The organism is Kribbella sp. NPDC003557 (genome assembly GCF_040610805.1).
Lineage (GTDB): Bacteria > Actinomycetota > Actinomycetes > Propionibacteriales > Kribbellaceae > Kribbella.
This window is the reverse complement of the sequence record NZ_JBEXMY010000004.1, coordinates 627,805-641,964: the sequence shown is the minus strand read 5'-3', so window position 1 is coordinate 641,964 and position 14,160 is coordinate 627,805. Positions and strand designations below refer to the sequence as shown.

The 14,160-nt window shown below is 69.0% G+C and carries 11 protein-coding genes; 5 read left to right on the top strand and 6 right to left on the bottom strand.

The features are described from left to right. Nucleotides 1–6: 6 nt before the first annotated feature. Genes ABZW60_RS19500 through ABZW60_RS19490 form a run of 3 tightly spaced genes read right to left on the bottom strand, consistent with a single transcriptional unit; the run spans nucleotide 7 to nucleotide 3,125 of the window. A complete protein-coding gene (locus tag ABZW60_RS19500; RefSeq protein ID WP_355478627.1) occupies nucleotides 7–876 on the bottom strand; it encodes a carbohydrate ABC transporter permease in 870 nt (289 codons plus the stop codon). A 9-nt stretch (nucleotides 877–885) separates the two neighbouring features. Further along, on the bottom strand, nucleotides 886–1,845 hold the full coding sequence (locus tag ABZW60_RS19495) for a sugar ABC transporter permease (RefSeq protein ID WP_355478626.1): 960 nt from the start codon (nucleotides 1,843–1,845) through the stop codon (nucleotides 886–888). Next, on the bottom strand, nucleotides 1,845–3,125 hold the full coding sequence (locus ABZW60_RS19490; RefSeq protein ID WP_355478624.1) for a sugar ABC transporter substrate-binding protein: 1,281 nt from the start codon (nucleotides 3,123–3,125) through the stop codon (nucleotides 1,845–1,847). Before ABZW60_RS19490 ends, ABZW60_RS19495 begins: the two co-directional genes overlap by 1 nt. 308 nt (nucleotides 3,126–3,433) lie before the next feature. Between ABZW60_RS19490 and ABZW60_RS19485 the strand changes: the two genes are divergently transcribed. Further along, the gene (locus tag ABZW60_RS19485) at nucleotides 3,434–4,198 is read left to right on the top strand and encodes a sulfite exporter TauE/SafE family protein (protein ID WP_355478622.1); all 765 of its coding nucleotides are present in this window, start codon (nucleotides 3,434–3,436) and stop codon (nucleotides 4,196–4,198) included. Here the strand turns inward: ABZW60_RS19485 and ABZW60_RS19480 are convergent, their stop codons facing one another. After that, nucleotides 4,199–5,479, bottom strand: coding sequence for a hypothetical protein (locus tag ABZW60_RS19480; RefSeq protein ID WP_355478620.1), 1,281 nt, complete (start codon nucleotides 5,477–5,479; stop codon nucleotides 4,199–4,201). A gap of 152 nt (nucleotides 5,480–5,631) precedes the next feature. Then, complete coding sequence (locus ABZW60_RS19475) at nucleotides 5,632–6,507, bottom strand: LysR family transcriptional regulator (RefSeq protein ID WP_355478619.1); 876 nt, start codon at nucleotides 6,505–6,507, stop codon at nucleotides 5,632–5,634. Between the two features lie 72 nt (nucleotides 6,508–6,579). Between ABZW60_RS19475 and ABZW60_RS19470 the strand changes: the two genes are divergently transcribed. Together ABZW60_RS19470 and ABZW60_RS19465 are read left to right on the top strand one after the other, a co-directional pair. Then, nucleotides 6,580–7,239 carry a type 1 glutamine amidotransferase domain-containing protein gene (locus ABZW60_RS19470; RefSeq protein ID WP_355478618.1) on the top strand — a complete coding sequence of 220 codons (660 nt, stop codon included), beginning with the start codon at nucleotides 6,580–6,582 and terminating at the stop codon, nucleotides 7,237–7,239. 326 nt (nucleotides 7,240–7,565) lie between these two features. Continuing rightward, nucleotides 7,566–8,246 (top strand): N-acetylmannosamine-6-phosphate 2-epimerase, encoded by a 681-nt coding sequence (locus tag ABZW60_RS19465; protein ID WP_355478616.1) that lies wholly within the window; start codon nucleotides 7,566–7,568, stop codon nucleotides 8,244–8,246. Between the two features lie 11 nt (nucleotides 8,247–8,257). Here ABZW60_RS19465 and ABZW60_RS19460 read toward each other — a convergent pair whose 3' ends face one another. Next, the gene (locus ABZW60_RS19460) at nucleotides 8,258–9,283 is read right to left on the bottom strand and encodes a LacI family DNA-binding transcriptional regulator (RefSeq protein ID WP_355478614.1); all 1,026 of its coding nucleotides are present in this window, start codon (nucleotides 9,281–9,283) and stop codon (nucleotides 8,258–8,260) included. A 184-nt stretch (nucleotides 9,284–9,467) separates the two neighbouring features. Here ABZW60_RS19460 and ABZW60_RS19455 point away from each other — a divergent pair, with 184 nt between their 5' ends. Beyond that, nucleotides 9,468–12,854 (top strand): DNRLRE domain-containing protein, encoded by a 3,387-nt coding sequence (locus ABZW60_RS19455; RefSeq protein ID WP_355478613.1) that lies wholly within the window; start codon nucleotides 9,468–9,470, stop codon nucleotides 12,852–12,854. A gap of 17 nt (nucleotides 12,855–12,871) precedes the next feature. Further along, a complete protein-coding gene (locus ABZW60_RS19450; protein ID WP_355478611.1) occupies nucleotides 12,872–14,158 on the top strand; it encodes an extracellular solute-binding protein in 1,287 nt (428 codons plus the stop codon). Nucleotides 14,159–14,160 lie beyond the last annotated feature (2 nt).

Genomic DNA, 14,160 nt, shown 5'->3' with positions numbered 1-14,160 from the left:
ACGGTTTCAGCCTTTCAAGCCGGTTTGGGCGACACCTTGCACGAGATAGCGCTGAAGGAAGACGAAGACCAGGACGAGCGGCAGGATCGAGACGGCGGCCGCCATGAACAGTTGCGGGATGTTGATGGTCTGCGCGGTGACGAAGGTCGACAGTGTCACCTGCACGGTCCAGGCGCTCTCGTCCTGGGCGACCACGAGCGGCCAGAGGAACGAGTTCCAGCTCGCGATGAACGTGATCACCGCGATCGCCGCGATGAAGTTCCCGGAGTTCGGTACGACGATCCGCCAGAACGTGCCGCCGTACCCGAGGCCGTCGATCCGGGCCGCCTCCTCGAGCTCCTTCGGGAACGAGAGGAAGTACTGGCGGAACAGGAAGACGGTGAAACCGCTGAACAGCGACGGGATGATCAGGCCGCGGTAGTCCGAGACCCACCCGAGCCAGGACACGATCACGAAGCTCGGCACGAAGGTCACCGCGCCCGGGATCATCAAGGTGGCGAGCACCGCGTAGAAGATCTTGTTGCTGTGCGGGTGGTTGATGCGGGCCAGCGCGTAGCCGGCCAGCGAGCTGACCAGCAGCGTGCCGGCGGTGGTGAGGACGGCGACGACCGCGGAGTTCCGCAGCGAGCTGAGCATCGGGATCTCGGGATCGCTGAACAGGTCCGCGAGGTTGTGCCACTGGATGTCTTTGGGGAAGAACGTCCAGCCCGGGGCGGTGATGTCCTTGGTGCTGGCCAGCCCGTTCCTGATCAGCAAGTAGAACGGGACCAGGAACAGCACCGTCATCACGATCAGGACGGTCATGCCGGCGCCGTTGGCGATCCGGTCGGTGACGGTCCGGCGGTACCCGACGGCGCGTGGTTGATGGGTGTCCATGGGAATCTCCTAGTCGCCGGGTCTGCCGAAGCCGAGGAGCTTGCCCTGCAGCACGGTGACGACCGCGATGATCGCGGCCAGGATCAGCGACCCCGCGCTGCCGAGGCCGAAGTTCTGCTGGCTGCCGAGCGCGAGGTGGTAGAGGTACACCAGCGGCGGGCGCGCGTACTCGACCGCGCCGAGCAGGTTGTAGAACTCGTCGAAGGCCTGGTACGCCGCGATCAGGCACAGCAGCAGCACCGAGATCGAGGTCGGCCGCAGCAGGGGGAGCGTGATGTGCCGGAACACCTGCCAGCCGGGCTTGGCGCCGTCGACGAACGCGGCCTCGTAGAGCTCCGGATTGATGTTCTGCAACGCCGCCAGGAACAGGATCATGTAGAAGCCGGCCTGCAGCCACAGCCGCGCGGTCACGATGACCAGCCAGTACCAGGGCGGGTCGAGCGAGGCCAGCCAGCTGATCGGCTCCACGCCGATCCAGCCGAGCAGCGTGTTCGCCATCCCGAACCGGACGCCGTTGAAGATCGACAACTTCCAGATCAGCGACGCCACGACGTACGAGCACGCGGTCGGCAGGAAGAACACCGACCGGAAGAACGCCCGCGCCACCCGGACCCGGTTCACCAGCACCGCGAGGAACAGCGACACCGCGAAGGTGGTCGGGACGATGAGCAGGGCGAACGCGGTGAACGTCACCAGCGACGAGACGAACGCCTTGTCGCTCAACATCGCGGTGTAGTTGCCCAGACCAACGAACTTGGTCGGCGTCACGGTGCCCTGCGCGTCGAAGAAGCTGAGGAACGCGCTCCACCCGATCGGGAAGTAGACGAAGACGGCGAGCCCGATCAGGAACGGCGCGACGAACAGCCAGAACGCGCGCCGCTGCCCGTGGATCGCGCGCGTTCTGCGCGCGGTCCGGGTGCGCCCGCCGACCGGGCGCACCTGGGAGGCAGCGGTCGTCTGCTGCGACATCAGCCGAAGATCTTGTCGAGCTCGGTGTTGATCTTCTTGACCGCGCCGGCCAGCTCGGTCTCCGGATCGCCGCCCTTGCCGAGCACCCGCGTGACGGCGTCGGTGAGTGCGGTGCCCATCGCGGGCGTCCAGTTCGGGTCGCCCTGGACGCCGAACTGCGTGTTCAGCGACACCGACTCGGCCGCCGGGCCGCTCTGCAGTTTCGAGGCCTTCGCGGCCAGGCTCTTGCGCGGCGGGATGTGGAAGCCGTAGCTGAGCGACCAGTCCTCCTGCAGGTCGGCCTTGTCTACCCACAGCCACTTGGTGAACGCCTTCGCCGCGTCGATGTTCTTGGACTTCGCGCTGACGAACGCGGACCAGCCGCCGGACACGACCGCCGGCTTGCCGCCGGCCGCGGCCGGGAACGGGAACACGCCGATCTCGTCCGCGCCGAGAGCGGTCGTCATGCCGGGCACCGCCCACATGCCGATCCACTGCATCGCACACAGGTTCTGGTTGATCGCCGACGGGTCCCACCAGTCGGTGGGCGCACCGAGCAGCAGGCTCTTGTCCGCGGCGAACTTCCGCAGCTTGAGCAGCACCTCGGCGACCTTCGGCGGCTCGAAGCCGATCTTGTGGTCCGCGGTCAGGAACCGTCCGCCGGTCGAGTAGATCGCCGCCGTGGTCAGGCCGCCGCCGGTGTTGTTGGCGTCGTTGCCGGCGAACAAGCCCTTCACCGACTTGTCGGTCAGCTCCTTCGCGGCCGCGATCAGGTCGTCGAGCGTCTGCGGCGGCTTGATGCCCTTCGCCTCGAACAGGCTCTTGCGGTAGTAGAGCATCTGCGGGTCGTTGATCATCGGGATCGAGTACAGCTTCCCGTCGATCGAGTTGGCGGCCAGGTCGCCCTCGGCGTAGTCGTCCTTGACGTCGGCGATCAGATCGTCGAGCGGGACCACCTGGCCCGAGCTGACCAGCGAGCGCTCGAGGTGGCCCTCGAAGGCGTCGGGCCCGTTGCCGGACGACAGGCCGCTGGAGAGCTTCGCCGGATAGTCGCCGGGGATCCACTGGATCTGGACGGTCGCGTCGGTGTACTCCGCGGCGTACTTCTTCGCGGCTTCCTGCGTCCCTTTCTCGCCGTACTGGTGGTACCACTGGCTGAGCGAGACCTTGCTGCTGCCGCCACCAGCGGCAGCAGCTCCGGTTCCCTTGTTGGAGCCGCAGGCGCCCAGCACCCCTGCGGCGGCCAGACCTAGTGCTCCGCCGAGCACGGCGCGACGGGAGACGTTGGCGGGCGGGGTCATCGTTACCTCCGGAGAGCCAAGAATGTTTACGTGAACAGAAGGTGCCGATGATTAGAGCGCCCTGGCTGATCCGACGTCAAGAGCCCGGGTCCGGGAATTTCGACTGATCCGGTTCAGTTCGCCGAAGCCGTTGTTTTGCTGGGATCTGAGCGTCTCGGCGCGCGTGCGGAGGTCTCGGCGGCGCTGACCTCTTGACGTCGTCACCGACCTGGGACCATGATCTGCCCAGGTCCATCTGTTTGCGTAAACAGAACCCTGGCCAGGCGCCGCGCCGGTCGCGCATAAGCTTGTCCCATGGAGTCGAGGTCGTGACCGGTGCGGAGCATCTGGCGATCGTCGCGGCCGGGCTCGGCGCCGGCGTGCTCACGTCCACGGTCGGTGTCGCGTCGCTGATCAGTTTCCCGGCGCTGATCGCGCTGGGCATCCCGCCGGTCGTGGCGAACGCGTCGAACACGATCGGCCTGCTGCCCGGTGCGATGAGCGGGTCGTTCGGGTACCGGCGCGAGCTGCGCGAGGTGTCGCGGCCGACGACGATCGCCGTGGTGCTGACCTGCGCGATCGGCGCGATCGGCGGCGCGGCGCTGCTGCTGGCACTCCCGCCGGGGGTCTTCGCGGCGGCCGCGCCGTGGCTGATCCTGTTCACCTGCCTGGTCGTCGGTGTCCAGCCGTGGATCTCGCGCCGGCTGCGGTCCCGGCACGACACCGCGCAGGAGACGCGGACGACGATGACGCCGGCGACGACGTTCTTCGCCGCGCTGACCGGTGTGTACGGCGGGTACTTCGGCGCGGGGGCGGGCGTGATGATGATGGCCGTGCTCGGCCTCGGCCTGGATCTCGAGCTGCGCGTCGCGAACGCGCTGAAAACCCTGTCCCTGCTGGCCGCGAATCTCGTGGCCAGCATCATCTTCTTGTTCATCGCCGACCTGGACCCGACCGCGATCGTGCTGCTCGCGGCCGGGTCGGTCGCCGGCGGGTACGTCGGTGCGCATATCGGCCGCCGGCTCCCGAGCGGCCTGCTCCGCGCGCTGATCGTGGTCGCCGGCGTCACCGCCGCGGTTCTGATGCTCCGGTAGTCAGGAGTCCCAGATCGGGCCGAGCGCCGGGATCCCCAGGCGCTCCAGCCCGTGGACGACGGACCAGGTGAGCGACTTGTTCGACACGCAGATCACGGCCTCCGCGCCGGACTCGTCGTACGCCGAGTAGGCGAGCTTCACCATGTCGGGCTTGCCGTGCGCGTCGGTGTCCCAGATCAGCGCGTCGGGCTGCGCGGCGAGGATCTCGTCGACCAGGTCCTGCCCGTACGTCTTGACCGGATCGCGGGTCACCCAGACCAGCTTGTGCGGCACCCGCGCCGCCAGTACGTGCGCGAGGACCGGACCGATCCCGCTGCCGGTCACCAAGTAGGCGACCCGGCGGAACACCGTCCCGTAGTTCGCCATACCGGCGGTCGCGACGCCCCGGACCCAGATGTGCGTCGGTGGGTTGTCGATGAAGTCACTCGTCCAGTCGCCGGCGCGGGACACGGTCATCCGGAAGCCCGGACCGCCCGGCGTCGGGATCACCGCGAAGCTGTGCCACTGCCGCAACGGATGCCGGGCGATCGCGCGGGCCGATCCGGCCGGCGGCCGGCCGCGGCCGGCCCGGACGAGTGCGACATGGGAGGACGGGCGCACGACCTCGATCGGGATCCTTCGCAGCATGGTCCAGGGCACCAGCGAGCTGATCGTGGTCAGCATCAGGACCCATACCGTCGGCGTGGTCACGAACGCCCAGGCGAGTGGCGTGGCCCCGCGTCGTTCGTCCGCGAGCAGGACCGCGCCGATCCAGAACAGCAAGGACAGTCCCCAGCCTCCGAACCTGTGGACCCGCTCGAACAGATCGTGCCGCCGGGCGCGCGCACGCGGCCTCGCCGTGATCACGATCGCGAGCAGCAGAAGCGCCTGGACGTAGTACACGAGCAGCAGCAGCGCGCCGACCCGCCCGGTCGCGACGACTGTCAGCACCAGGAACCATACGGTGCCGCAGACAGCACCGCCCACATGCAGTCCACCCAGGTGATAGCCCTTCGCCAGCGCCCAGCGCAGCCGCAGCGGCCACGACTTCGGAGCCTTCATCACGCAGCGGGAAAGCCAGTTCACGAAGAACTGCTGGCGTACCAGAATTCCCAGTGTGAAATTCAGCTGGGCGATCAGTGCGAGCGCCTGAACATCGCCCCACCATTGACCGCCCAGCGCGTACCCGCAATTCATCAGCACGACGAGCAACGCCAGCCGATGGCTCTGCATCAGCCGCGGATGCTTGAAGATCCGTCGCCCCCACGGCAGTGGCGACGGCAGCCGGACGTCAGGCAGCATCGGATCACAACGGACCGCACTCATGAATTCCCCCGAATTTCGAAAAATACCCCCGGTAATGCAGGCTGAGACGCCCGGGCGCACCACTTCGGTTGATCACCAGTGCGGTGTTGAAACGAAACCTCAACAAACTGCCCGTTCGGGCAGGCGGGTCAGCCGAAGGTTCGGAGCAGCCGGTCCCGCACGACGGCGGTCGGGTTGTCCGGTCCGGTGGCCGACCGCGTTGCCAGGTAGAGCGTGTTGAGCGGCGGCAGTTCGGGATCGGACAGCAGGACGAGTTCGCCGGCGGCCAGGGCCTCGTCGCACAGGTACGTCGGCAGCACGCTCGCGCCCGCTCCGGCGCGCACCGCGGCCAGGACGCCGCGCAGGTCCGGTACGACGAGGTCGGCGGTCCGGGTCAGGCGGGTGGAGAAGACGGTTCGCCAGTAACGGCGGATGATCGGCGCCTCCTCGGCGTACGCGATCAGGGGGATCTTCCGCAGCGGCTCCGGTGAGGTCGTCGGCGGGCCGGCGGACCACTTCGGCGCTGCCACCAGCGCGAAAGTCTCGTCGTAGAAGGGGGTTGCGCGGACACCGGCGCGGCGCGGCCGGGTCGAACTGATCACCAGGTCGAGGCTGCGGTCGACGAGCCGGTCCAGCAGGTCGTCCGGCAGGCCGAAGGTCGCGCGGACCTGGAGTCCCTTCGCGAGCCGCTCGGCCAGCGACGGCAGAACCATGGTGCACAGGAAGTCCGACGGGCCGCCGAGATGGACGGTCGTCGCGGTGGGTGCGGCGAGCTCGTCCAGCAGCAGGCCGTGCAACGCGTCGATGGGATCGGCGACCCGGCGGGCGAGCTCGTCGCCGGCGCCGGTCGGCCGGACGCCGCGGGCGAGCCGCTCGAACAGCGGCCGGCCGAGCGCGGTTTCGAGCGTCTTCAGTTGCGCGGTCACGGTCGGCTGGGAGAGTCCGAGCAGCTCCGCGCCGGCGGTGATCGAGCCGGCCCGATGCACGGCCAGGAACGTCCGGAGCAGGTCGAGGGACGGGCTCATATCAGAAATCCTATGCCATGTTACACAGAACCCTATTGGTTTCCGATGCCTCCGCGCTCGCATCATGAAGCCATGACACGCGTACTGATCGCTCTCACCAGCCACTCCCAGCTCGGCGACACCGGCCGGACCACCGGCTTCTACGCCTCCGAGGCAGCCGAGCCGTGGTCCGTCTTCACCGCGGCCGGCTTCGATGTCGACCTGGTCTCCGTCGCCGGCGGCCGTCCGCCGATCGACGGGCTGGACGAGGACGACCCGATCCAGCAGAAGTTCCTCGCGTCGGTGGACCTGGAGCACACCCCGGCCGCGGCCGGTCTCGACGCCTCGGCGTACGACGCGATCTTCTTCGCCGGCGGGCACGGGACCGTCTGGGACTTCCCGAACGACGAGGCGCTGGCATCACTTGCCGCGGGCATCTATGAGCACGGCGGCGTGGTTGCCGCCGTATGCCACGGCCCGTCGGCACTGGTGAACCTGACCCTGTCCGACGGCAGTCACCTGGTCGACGGCAAGAACGTCGCCGCGTTCACCAACGCCGAGGAGGCCGCGGTGGGTCTGACCGAGGTTGTGCCGTTCCTGCTCGCCGACGCGCTGACCGCCCGCGGCGCGATCCATCACCCGGCCGCGGACTTCACCCCGCAGACCGTCACCGACGGCCGCCTCGTCACCGGCCAGAACCCGCAGTCCGCCACCTCGACCGCGGAAGCGGTCGTCGCGGTCCTCACCACCTGAACCAGTCGGATCAAGCGGTCGGGTCCGGGCCGAGGGCGGCGTCCAGCAGATCGCCCAAGTGCTGGAGCTGGGCGGCCGACAGGCTGTGGAACGACGTCTTGAAGACGTCGTGCACGGCTTCCTGGCCCTCGGCCCGGAGCTGCTCGCCCTTCGCGGTGAGGCGGCGGCTGGCTCGCCGCGGAGATCGCGCTGCGGAAGAGTCCCCGGGTGAGCAGCGATCCCGCGATCGACCTACACCGTCCTGCCGGCCACCTCCCGCAACTGGAAACGCCCGAGGAACTGCTTGCTGCCGTCATGGCCCGCCGCGGGTGAGGGACGATGGTGCAATGAGCGTCGGGCCGAGAGTGCTGGAGGCTGTCCGCGGGCGGCTGGTCGTTTCGTGTCAGGCGTATCCGGGGGAGCCGATGAACTCGCCGGCGACCATGCGCGCCGTGGCTGAGGCGGTCGTTGCCGGGGGCGCGGCTGCCCTGCGGGTGCAGGGCATCGCGGACATCGCCGAGATCCGCGCGGCGGTCGAGCTCCCCCTGATCGGGTTGTGGAAGGACGGCCACGACGACATCTTCATCACCCCGACCCTCGACCATGCGCTCGCGGTCGCTCAGGCCGGCGCCGACGTCGTCGCCCTCGACGGAACGCACCGCCCGCGCCCGGACGGCCGCAGCCTCGCCGAGACGATCGAGGCGGTCCACGTCCGCACCGGCAAGCTGGTGATGGCCGACTGCTCGACCTTCGAGGAAGGGGTCGCGGCCGCGGACGCCGGCGCCGATCTGGTCGGTACGACGCTGTCGGGCTACACGCCGTACACCACGAAAACCGACGGCCCCGACCTGGAGCTGGTGGCTCGGCTGGCCGCGGCGATCAGCACACCGGTCGTCGCCGAAGGCCGCATCCACACCCCCGAGCAGGCGGCCCAGGCGATCGCCGCCGGTGCCTGGACTGTCGTCGTCGGCACCGCGATCACCCATCCCACCACCATCACCACTTGGTTTGCCAGCGCCTTGCAGTGATCCCGGGCGACTCAGAGCTGGGCGACGGTCTCGCGGACGATGACGTGGGTGCCGAGGGTGGTGTGGTTTTCGGTGGGGTTGGGGTCCAGCGCGAGAGCGGCGGCGCGGAGGCCCAGCTCGCGGGCGGGGATGTGGACGGTGGTGAGCTGCAGGTCGGCGGCGAACGAGTCGTTGTTGAAGCCGACGACCGAGACGTCGTCGGGGACCCGGAGGCCGGCTTCGCGGAGGGCCTGCATGGCGCCGGCGGCCACGTGGTCGTTGTGGGCGAGGATGCCGGTGAACGTCGGCGGCCCGGCGTCGAGGAGCTCACGCACCCGGGCGTACCCGGTCTCGCGGTTCCAGGCCGGGTGGATCTCGAGGTCCGGGTCGAGGTCGCCGCCGAGATCGCGGAGCGCCTTGCGATAACCGGTCGTCCGCCGGGTGGTGATGCTCTGCCCGTCGGGTCCGCCGAGCAGCAGGATCCGGCGATGGCCGCGCGACAGTAGGTGGCTGGTCGCCGCGTACGCACCGCCCTCGTTGTCGTACTCCACCGACGCGTCCTGGAAGCCGGTGTCGATCGGCGGCCGCGCGCACAGCACGAGCCGGGTGCCGGACTGGCGGAGTTGCGCGGCGAACGCGCCCATCTGCTCGCGGTACTCGTCGCTCTCGACGACGGCGCCGACCAGGATGATCGCCTCCACGTGCTGGGCGTGCATCTGCCGGAGCACGGCGAGCTCGCGCTCGAGGTTGCCGCCGCTGGTGCCGATCAGGCACAGCTTGCCGGCCTCGGCGACCCCGGTGGCGATGCTCTCCACCAGGCTCATCAGGAACCCGTCGTCGAGCATCATCACCACCAGCGCGATCGTGCCGGTGCCCTGCCGGGTGAGCGCGCGGGCGTGCGGGTTCGCGACGTAGTCGAGCTCCTGGACCGCGCGCAGCACCTTGTCCCGGGTCTTCGGGGCCGGGGGATAGCTGCCGTTCAGGATCCGCGAAACGGTCGTCACGGAGACGCCGGCCCGGGCCGCGACGTCCCGGATGCTCGGCCGCCCATCGCTCATGCGCCGTCCTCCGATAATCGGTTAAAGCGTTGTACGAAATCCTAGCAGCAGATTCAGGCTCAGTGGATGGAAAACGCTTGCTCTGAGCGTCCTCAGCCTCTTGACCCCGGTGTGCAACCGTTTTACCTTTCTCGTCAGATCGCGGATGGAGAGTCGCCCGATCCCTCGACGAAAGGTCGTGCCCATGCGGTCCCACCTGACCCGACTGGCAGCAGCCGCTGCCGCCCTGATCACGTTCACTCCCGGCCTCGCGGCAGCCGGGGAGCAGACGACTGCCGCCATCGAGCCGCCGGCGAGCGTGGTCTCGATGCTGACCACCCAGCACCCCCGCCTGCTCGCCCGCCAGGGCGACTTCACGACGGCGGGGCAGCGCCTGCAGTCCGACACCCGCCTGCAGGGCTGGTTCGCGAAGGTCCGCAGCGACGCCGACGCTATCCTCGGCACGACGCCGAAGGCGCCGCCGAACAACTTCGACAACAGTCGCGAGGTGAAGCGCCGCGTCTACTCGCTGGCGCTGGTGTACCGGCTGACAGGTGACAGCCGGTACGCCGCCCGCGCGGCACAGGAACTGCTGGCCGTCTCGGCGTACCCGGACTGGAACCCGTCGCACTTCCTCGAGGTCGGCGAGATGACCAATGCCGTTGCCATCGGCTACGACTGGCTGTACGACTACCTGACCGCCGCGCAGCGGACCACGATCCGGCAGGCGATCGAGACCAAGGCGCTGCAACCGGCGCTCGCGATCTACAACCAGCAGACCAGCTTCTACACGCAGTCGCACAACTGGAACCTGGTCTGCAACGCGGTCGCGCTCGGCGCGCTGGCGATCGGCGACGAGAGCCCCGACCTCGCCGACCAGATCCTGCGCAAGAGCATCACGTCGATCCAGAACGGGATCAGCGAGTACAACCCGGGCGGCGGCTACGCGGAGAGTCCGACGTACTGGGCCTACGGCACGGAGTACCTGGTCACCTACCTCGCCGCGTTCAAGACCGCGGTGGGGACCGACTTCGGCCTGTCGGCGCTGCCGGGGCTGTCGATCACCGGCGACTTCCCGATCCAGGTGTCCGGCGCCGGGGGAGAGCTCTTCAACTTCGGCGACGGCGGCACCGAGCTGGCCGGCGCGGTCACGTCCGGGTGGCATCTGCCGTCGATGATGTGGCTCGCGAGCCGCTTCGACCGGTCGTACCTCGCGGCCTGGGAGGCGGCCCGTGCCGATCGCTCGGCGAGTCCGCTCGACATCCTCTGGTACGACCCGGCCAGGACGACGGGAACCACCCATCCGGCGTACACCGACTGGCTGTTCCGCGGGACCGAGGTGGTGACGGCGCGCAGCGCGTGGGACGACCCGTACGCCGTGTCCATCGGCACCAAGGGCCTCCGCGCCGGGTACGACCAGGTTGTCGCGCACGAGAATCTCGACGCCGGCGACCTGGTGCTGGACGCGAACGGCGTGCGCTGGTTCGACGACCTCGGTGCCGACAGCTACAGCCTGCCCGGGTACTTCGACTGGCAGAAGAACACCGGCGGCCGCTGGGACTACTACGTCGCGCGTCCCGAGGGACAGAACACGATGGTGCTCGGCTCCGGCCCGACGCCGCAGACCGCGCTGACGAACGGCGCGCCGGTCATCGAGACGGGATCGTCGGCGCAGCAGTTCTACGAGATCACGGACCTGACCGGGATGTACGGCGGGCGCGTGCAGCGGGCGCAGCGCGGCGTGCAGTTGTTCGACGACCGTCGTCAGGTGCTGATCCAGGACGAGGTGGAGTCGACGCAGGGCATCTCGTACTGGTCCTTCCTGCACACCCGCGCCGACATCGTGGTGGCGGCCGACGGCAGGTCCGCGATGCTCTACCGCGGCGGGCAGCGACTGTGGGTGCAACTGGTCGGACCAGCCGCTGCGCAACTCCTGGTCGGTGATGCGACGCCGCTGCCCGGCAGCCCTAGTCCGGCCGGGCAGAGCACGCAGTCCGGTGTCCGCAAGCTGATGGTCAACCGCCCGAACATCAGCACCACGACCGTCGCGATCCGTGCGGTGCCGCTCGCGACCGGGGAGCAGCCGCCGACGACCACACCCGCCATCGTCCCGCTCTCGTCGTGGGGAACGGCAACGGCTCCTTCCGGTCTGAGCGGAATTGTGGTCGGCGGCAAAGAACTTGGTGGCTTCGAGTCCGGGCGGTTCCGGTACGACGTCACGCTGCCGTGGACCGCTACCGATGCGCCGAAGGTCTCGGGCGTACCTGCTTCGGGGACGTCCGCGGTCGTCTCGCAGGCGATGGGGGTGTCGGGCGTCGCGTCCATCGCGACCTCGAGGTCCGGTCAGCGCGGGCCGACGTACGAGATCCACTTCCATCAGGCCGGCAAGGCCGGGCGGTCCTTCCCGATCGCGGCGGCCGATGCCAGCAGCGACGACGGGAACGGCGCCGCCGGGTCGGTGGACGGCAGTCTGTCGACGCGGTGGTCGGCCGCGGGGGACGACGAGTACCTGACCTACAACCTCGGCCGGACCCGCACGGTCGGCGCGGCGGCGGTTGCCTTCTACAACGGATCCCGGCGGACGGCGAAGTTCGACGTGCTGACGTCGACGGACGGTACGACGTGGCGGACCGCGCGAGCCGGGATCGTGTCGTCGGGGACGACGGACGACCTGGAGGTGTTCGCACTGCCGGCCGCGGTGGCGCGGTACGTGCGGATCGTCGGGCACGGGAACTCCGCGAGCACCTTCAACAGCATCCTCGAAGTGCGGCTGTACGCGAGCTCTGCCGACGCGAAAGCCGATGCGCCGCCGCGTCCTGTCGTGCTCGGGACGGTCTCGATCTCGCAGCCACCGGAGTTGTCCGTCGGCAGCAACCGGCAGTTGTCGCTGACCGCGTCGCGGACGGACGGCAAGCCCGTCGATCTGTCAGCGGCGACGGTCGACTGGCAGAGCAGCAACCCGGCCATAGCGACGGTCGACGGAAACGGCCTGCTGACCGCGGCCGCGGGTGGGTCGACAGCTGTGGCGGCGATGGTGACGGTCCCGCCGGTCGTGAAGGTGGCCCGCGTACCGGTCACGGTCGTCGACCCGTCGCGGATCGACGTCGCGGCGGACGGCTTCGTCCGGAACGGGTCGGCCGCCGGTACGACGTACGGAACGGCTTCTGCGCTCGAGGTCCGGAACAATCCAGAGCTGAACAGCGGCTACGACCGGATCGCGTACCTGCGGTTCGATCCGAAGACGGTGCCGGGACCGATCCAATCGGCCACGCTGCAGGTGTACGGCAGGATCGCCGACAGCTCGACGACACCGACGGTCAACGGCGTGTACGCGACCGGAACCGACTGGACCGAGTCCGCCCTGAACTGGAACAACCGCCCCGCGCTCGGCGAACAGCTCGGCACGACGACCCTCGACAACACCATGGCCTGGCGAACGGTCGACGTCACCCAGTACGTCCGCGCCCAGCTCGCGGACGGCCGGCCGATCGGTTTCGCGATCGCCTCGACGGTGCCTGCGTACGGCCCGTTCACCACCTTCAACAGCAAAGAGGCGGCGAGCAACCCGCCGTACCTCCACCTCACGTTCTGATCGGAAGGACATCCGACATGGCAACCCACATCTCCCGGCGGCGGGCGCTCCAGCTCGGCGGACTCGCACTGGGATCCGGGGTCCTGGCCGCGTGCGGCGGCGGCTCCGGCGCGGGCAGCGGCAAGGCGGCCACCATCCGGGTCGCGTACGACGGCAACGCGGAGCGCACCAAGCAGGTGGGCCTCGCACTGGACAAGATCCAGTCCAAGCTCGACGGGGTCACGATCCAGTCCGAGTTCGGCGGCGACAACGCGTTCTTCACCAAGGTGCGGACCCAGATCGCCAGCGGCGACGGGCCGGACATCTTCCTCGCCAACACCATTGACCTCGGCAACTATGTGAAGAGCAACGCTGCGCTGGACCTGGGCAAGTACCTGCCGGACAGGATCAAGACGGGGGACTGGGACCAGCAGCTGCTGAAGGGGGCGCAGGTCGACGGGAAGCAGTACAGCATCGGGACCGGCGTGAACTCGTTCTGCCTGCTGTACGACAAGCCCGCCTTCGACAAGGCCGGCGTGACGAAGCTCGACCCCGCGTGGACGTGGGAGGACTTCGCGGCGATCGCCGCGGAGGTCTCGAAGGCGAACGCGCGCAAGCCGTACGGCACCAGCGACGCCGGGCGGGACCTGCAGACGTTCCAGGTCTACATCCGGGGGAACGGGGCCGAGTTGTTCACGCCGGACGGTGCGATCGGCTTCACCGAGGAGCATGTCGTCGAGTTCTGGAACCTGTGGAAACGGCTCCGCGACACCGGTGCCGCCGTACCCGCCGAGGTGACCGCGGCCGCGGACTTCAACAACAACAACCTGGTCAAGCGCAAGGCCGCGATGAACTTCGACTTCTCGAACCGGATCCTGTCGAACCAGACCCTGGCCGGCCGGCCGCTCGGATCCACCACGTACCCGCAGGGCGATCGGCCCGGCGCCTACATCCGGCCGTCGCGCGTGTGGGCGGTCTACGGCCGCAGCAAGAACCCGGAGAAGGCGGCGCAGGTCCTCGACGGACTCGTCAACGACCCGGACGCCGCGATGCTGATCCGCACGCAGCTCGGCGTACCGAACAACCCGAAGAACCTGGCCGCTGTCGAGGCCGCCGCGACACCCGACCAGGCGCGTGAGTTCACGCACCTGAAGCTGATCGAGCAGCACCAGACACCGCTGGCGAACGTCGTCTTCCCGGCCGGCGGCGGCGACGTGTCCGGTGCCTTCCAGACTTACGCCGACAAGGTGGCCTTCGGCAAGATGTCCGTCGCCGACGCGGCCAAGGGCCTGATCGCCGACGCGACCAAGGCGCTGAAGGGCTGACC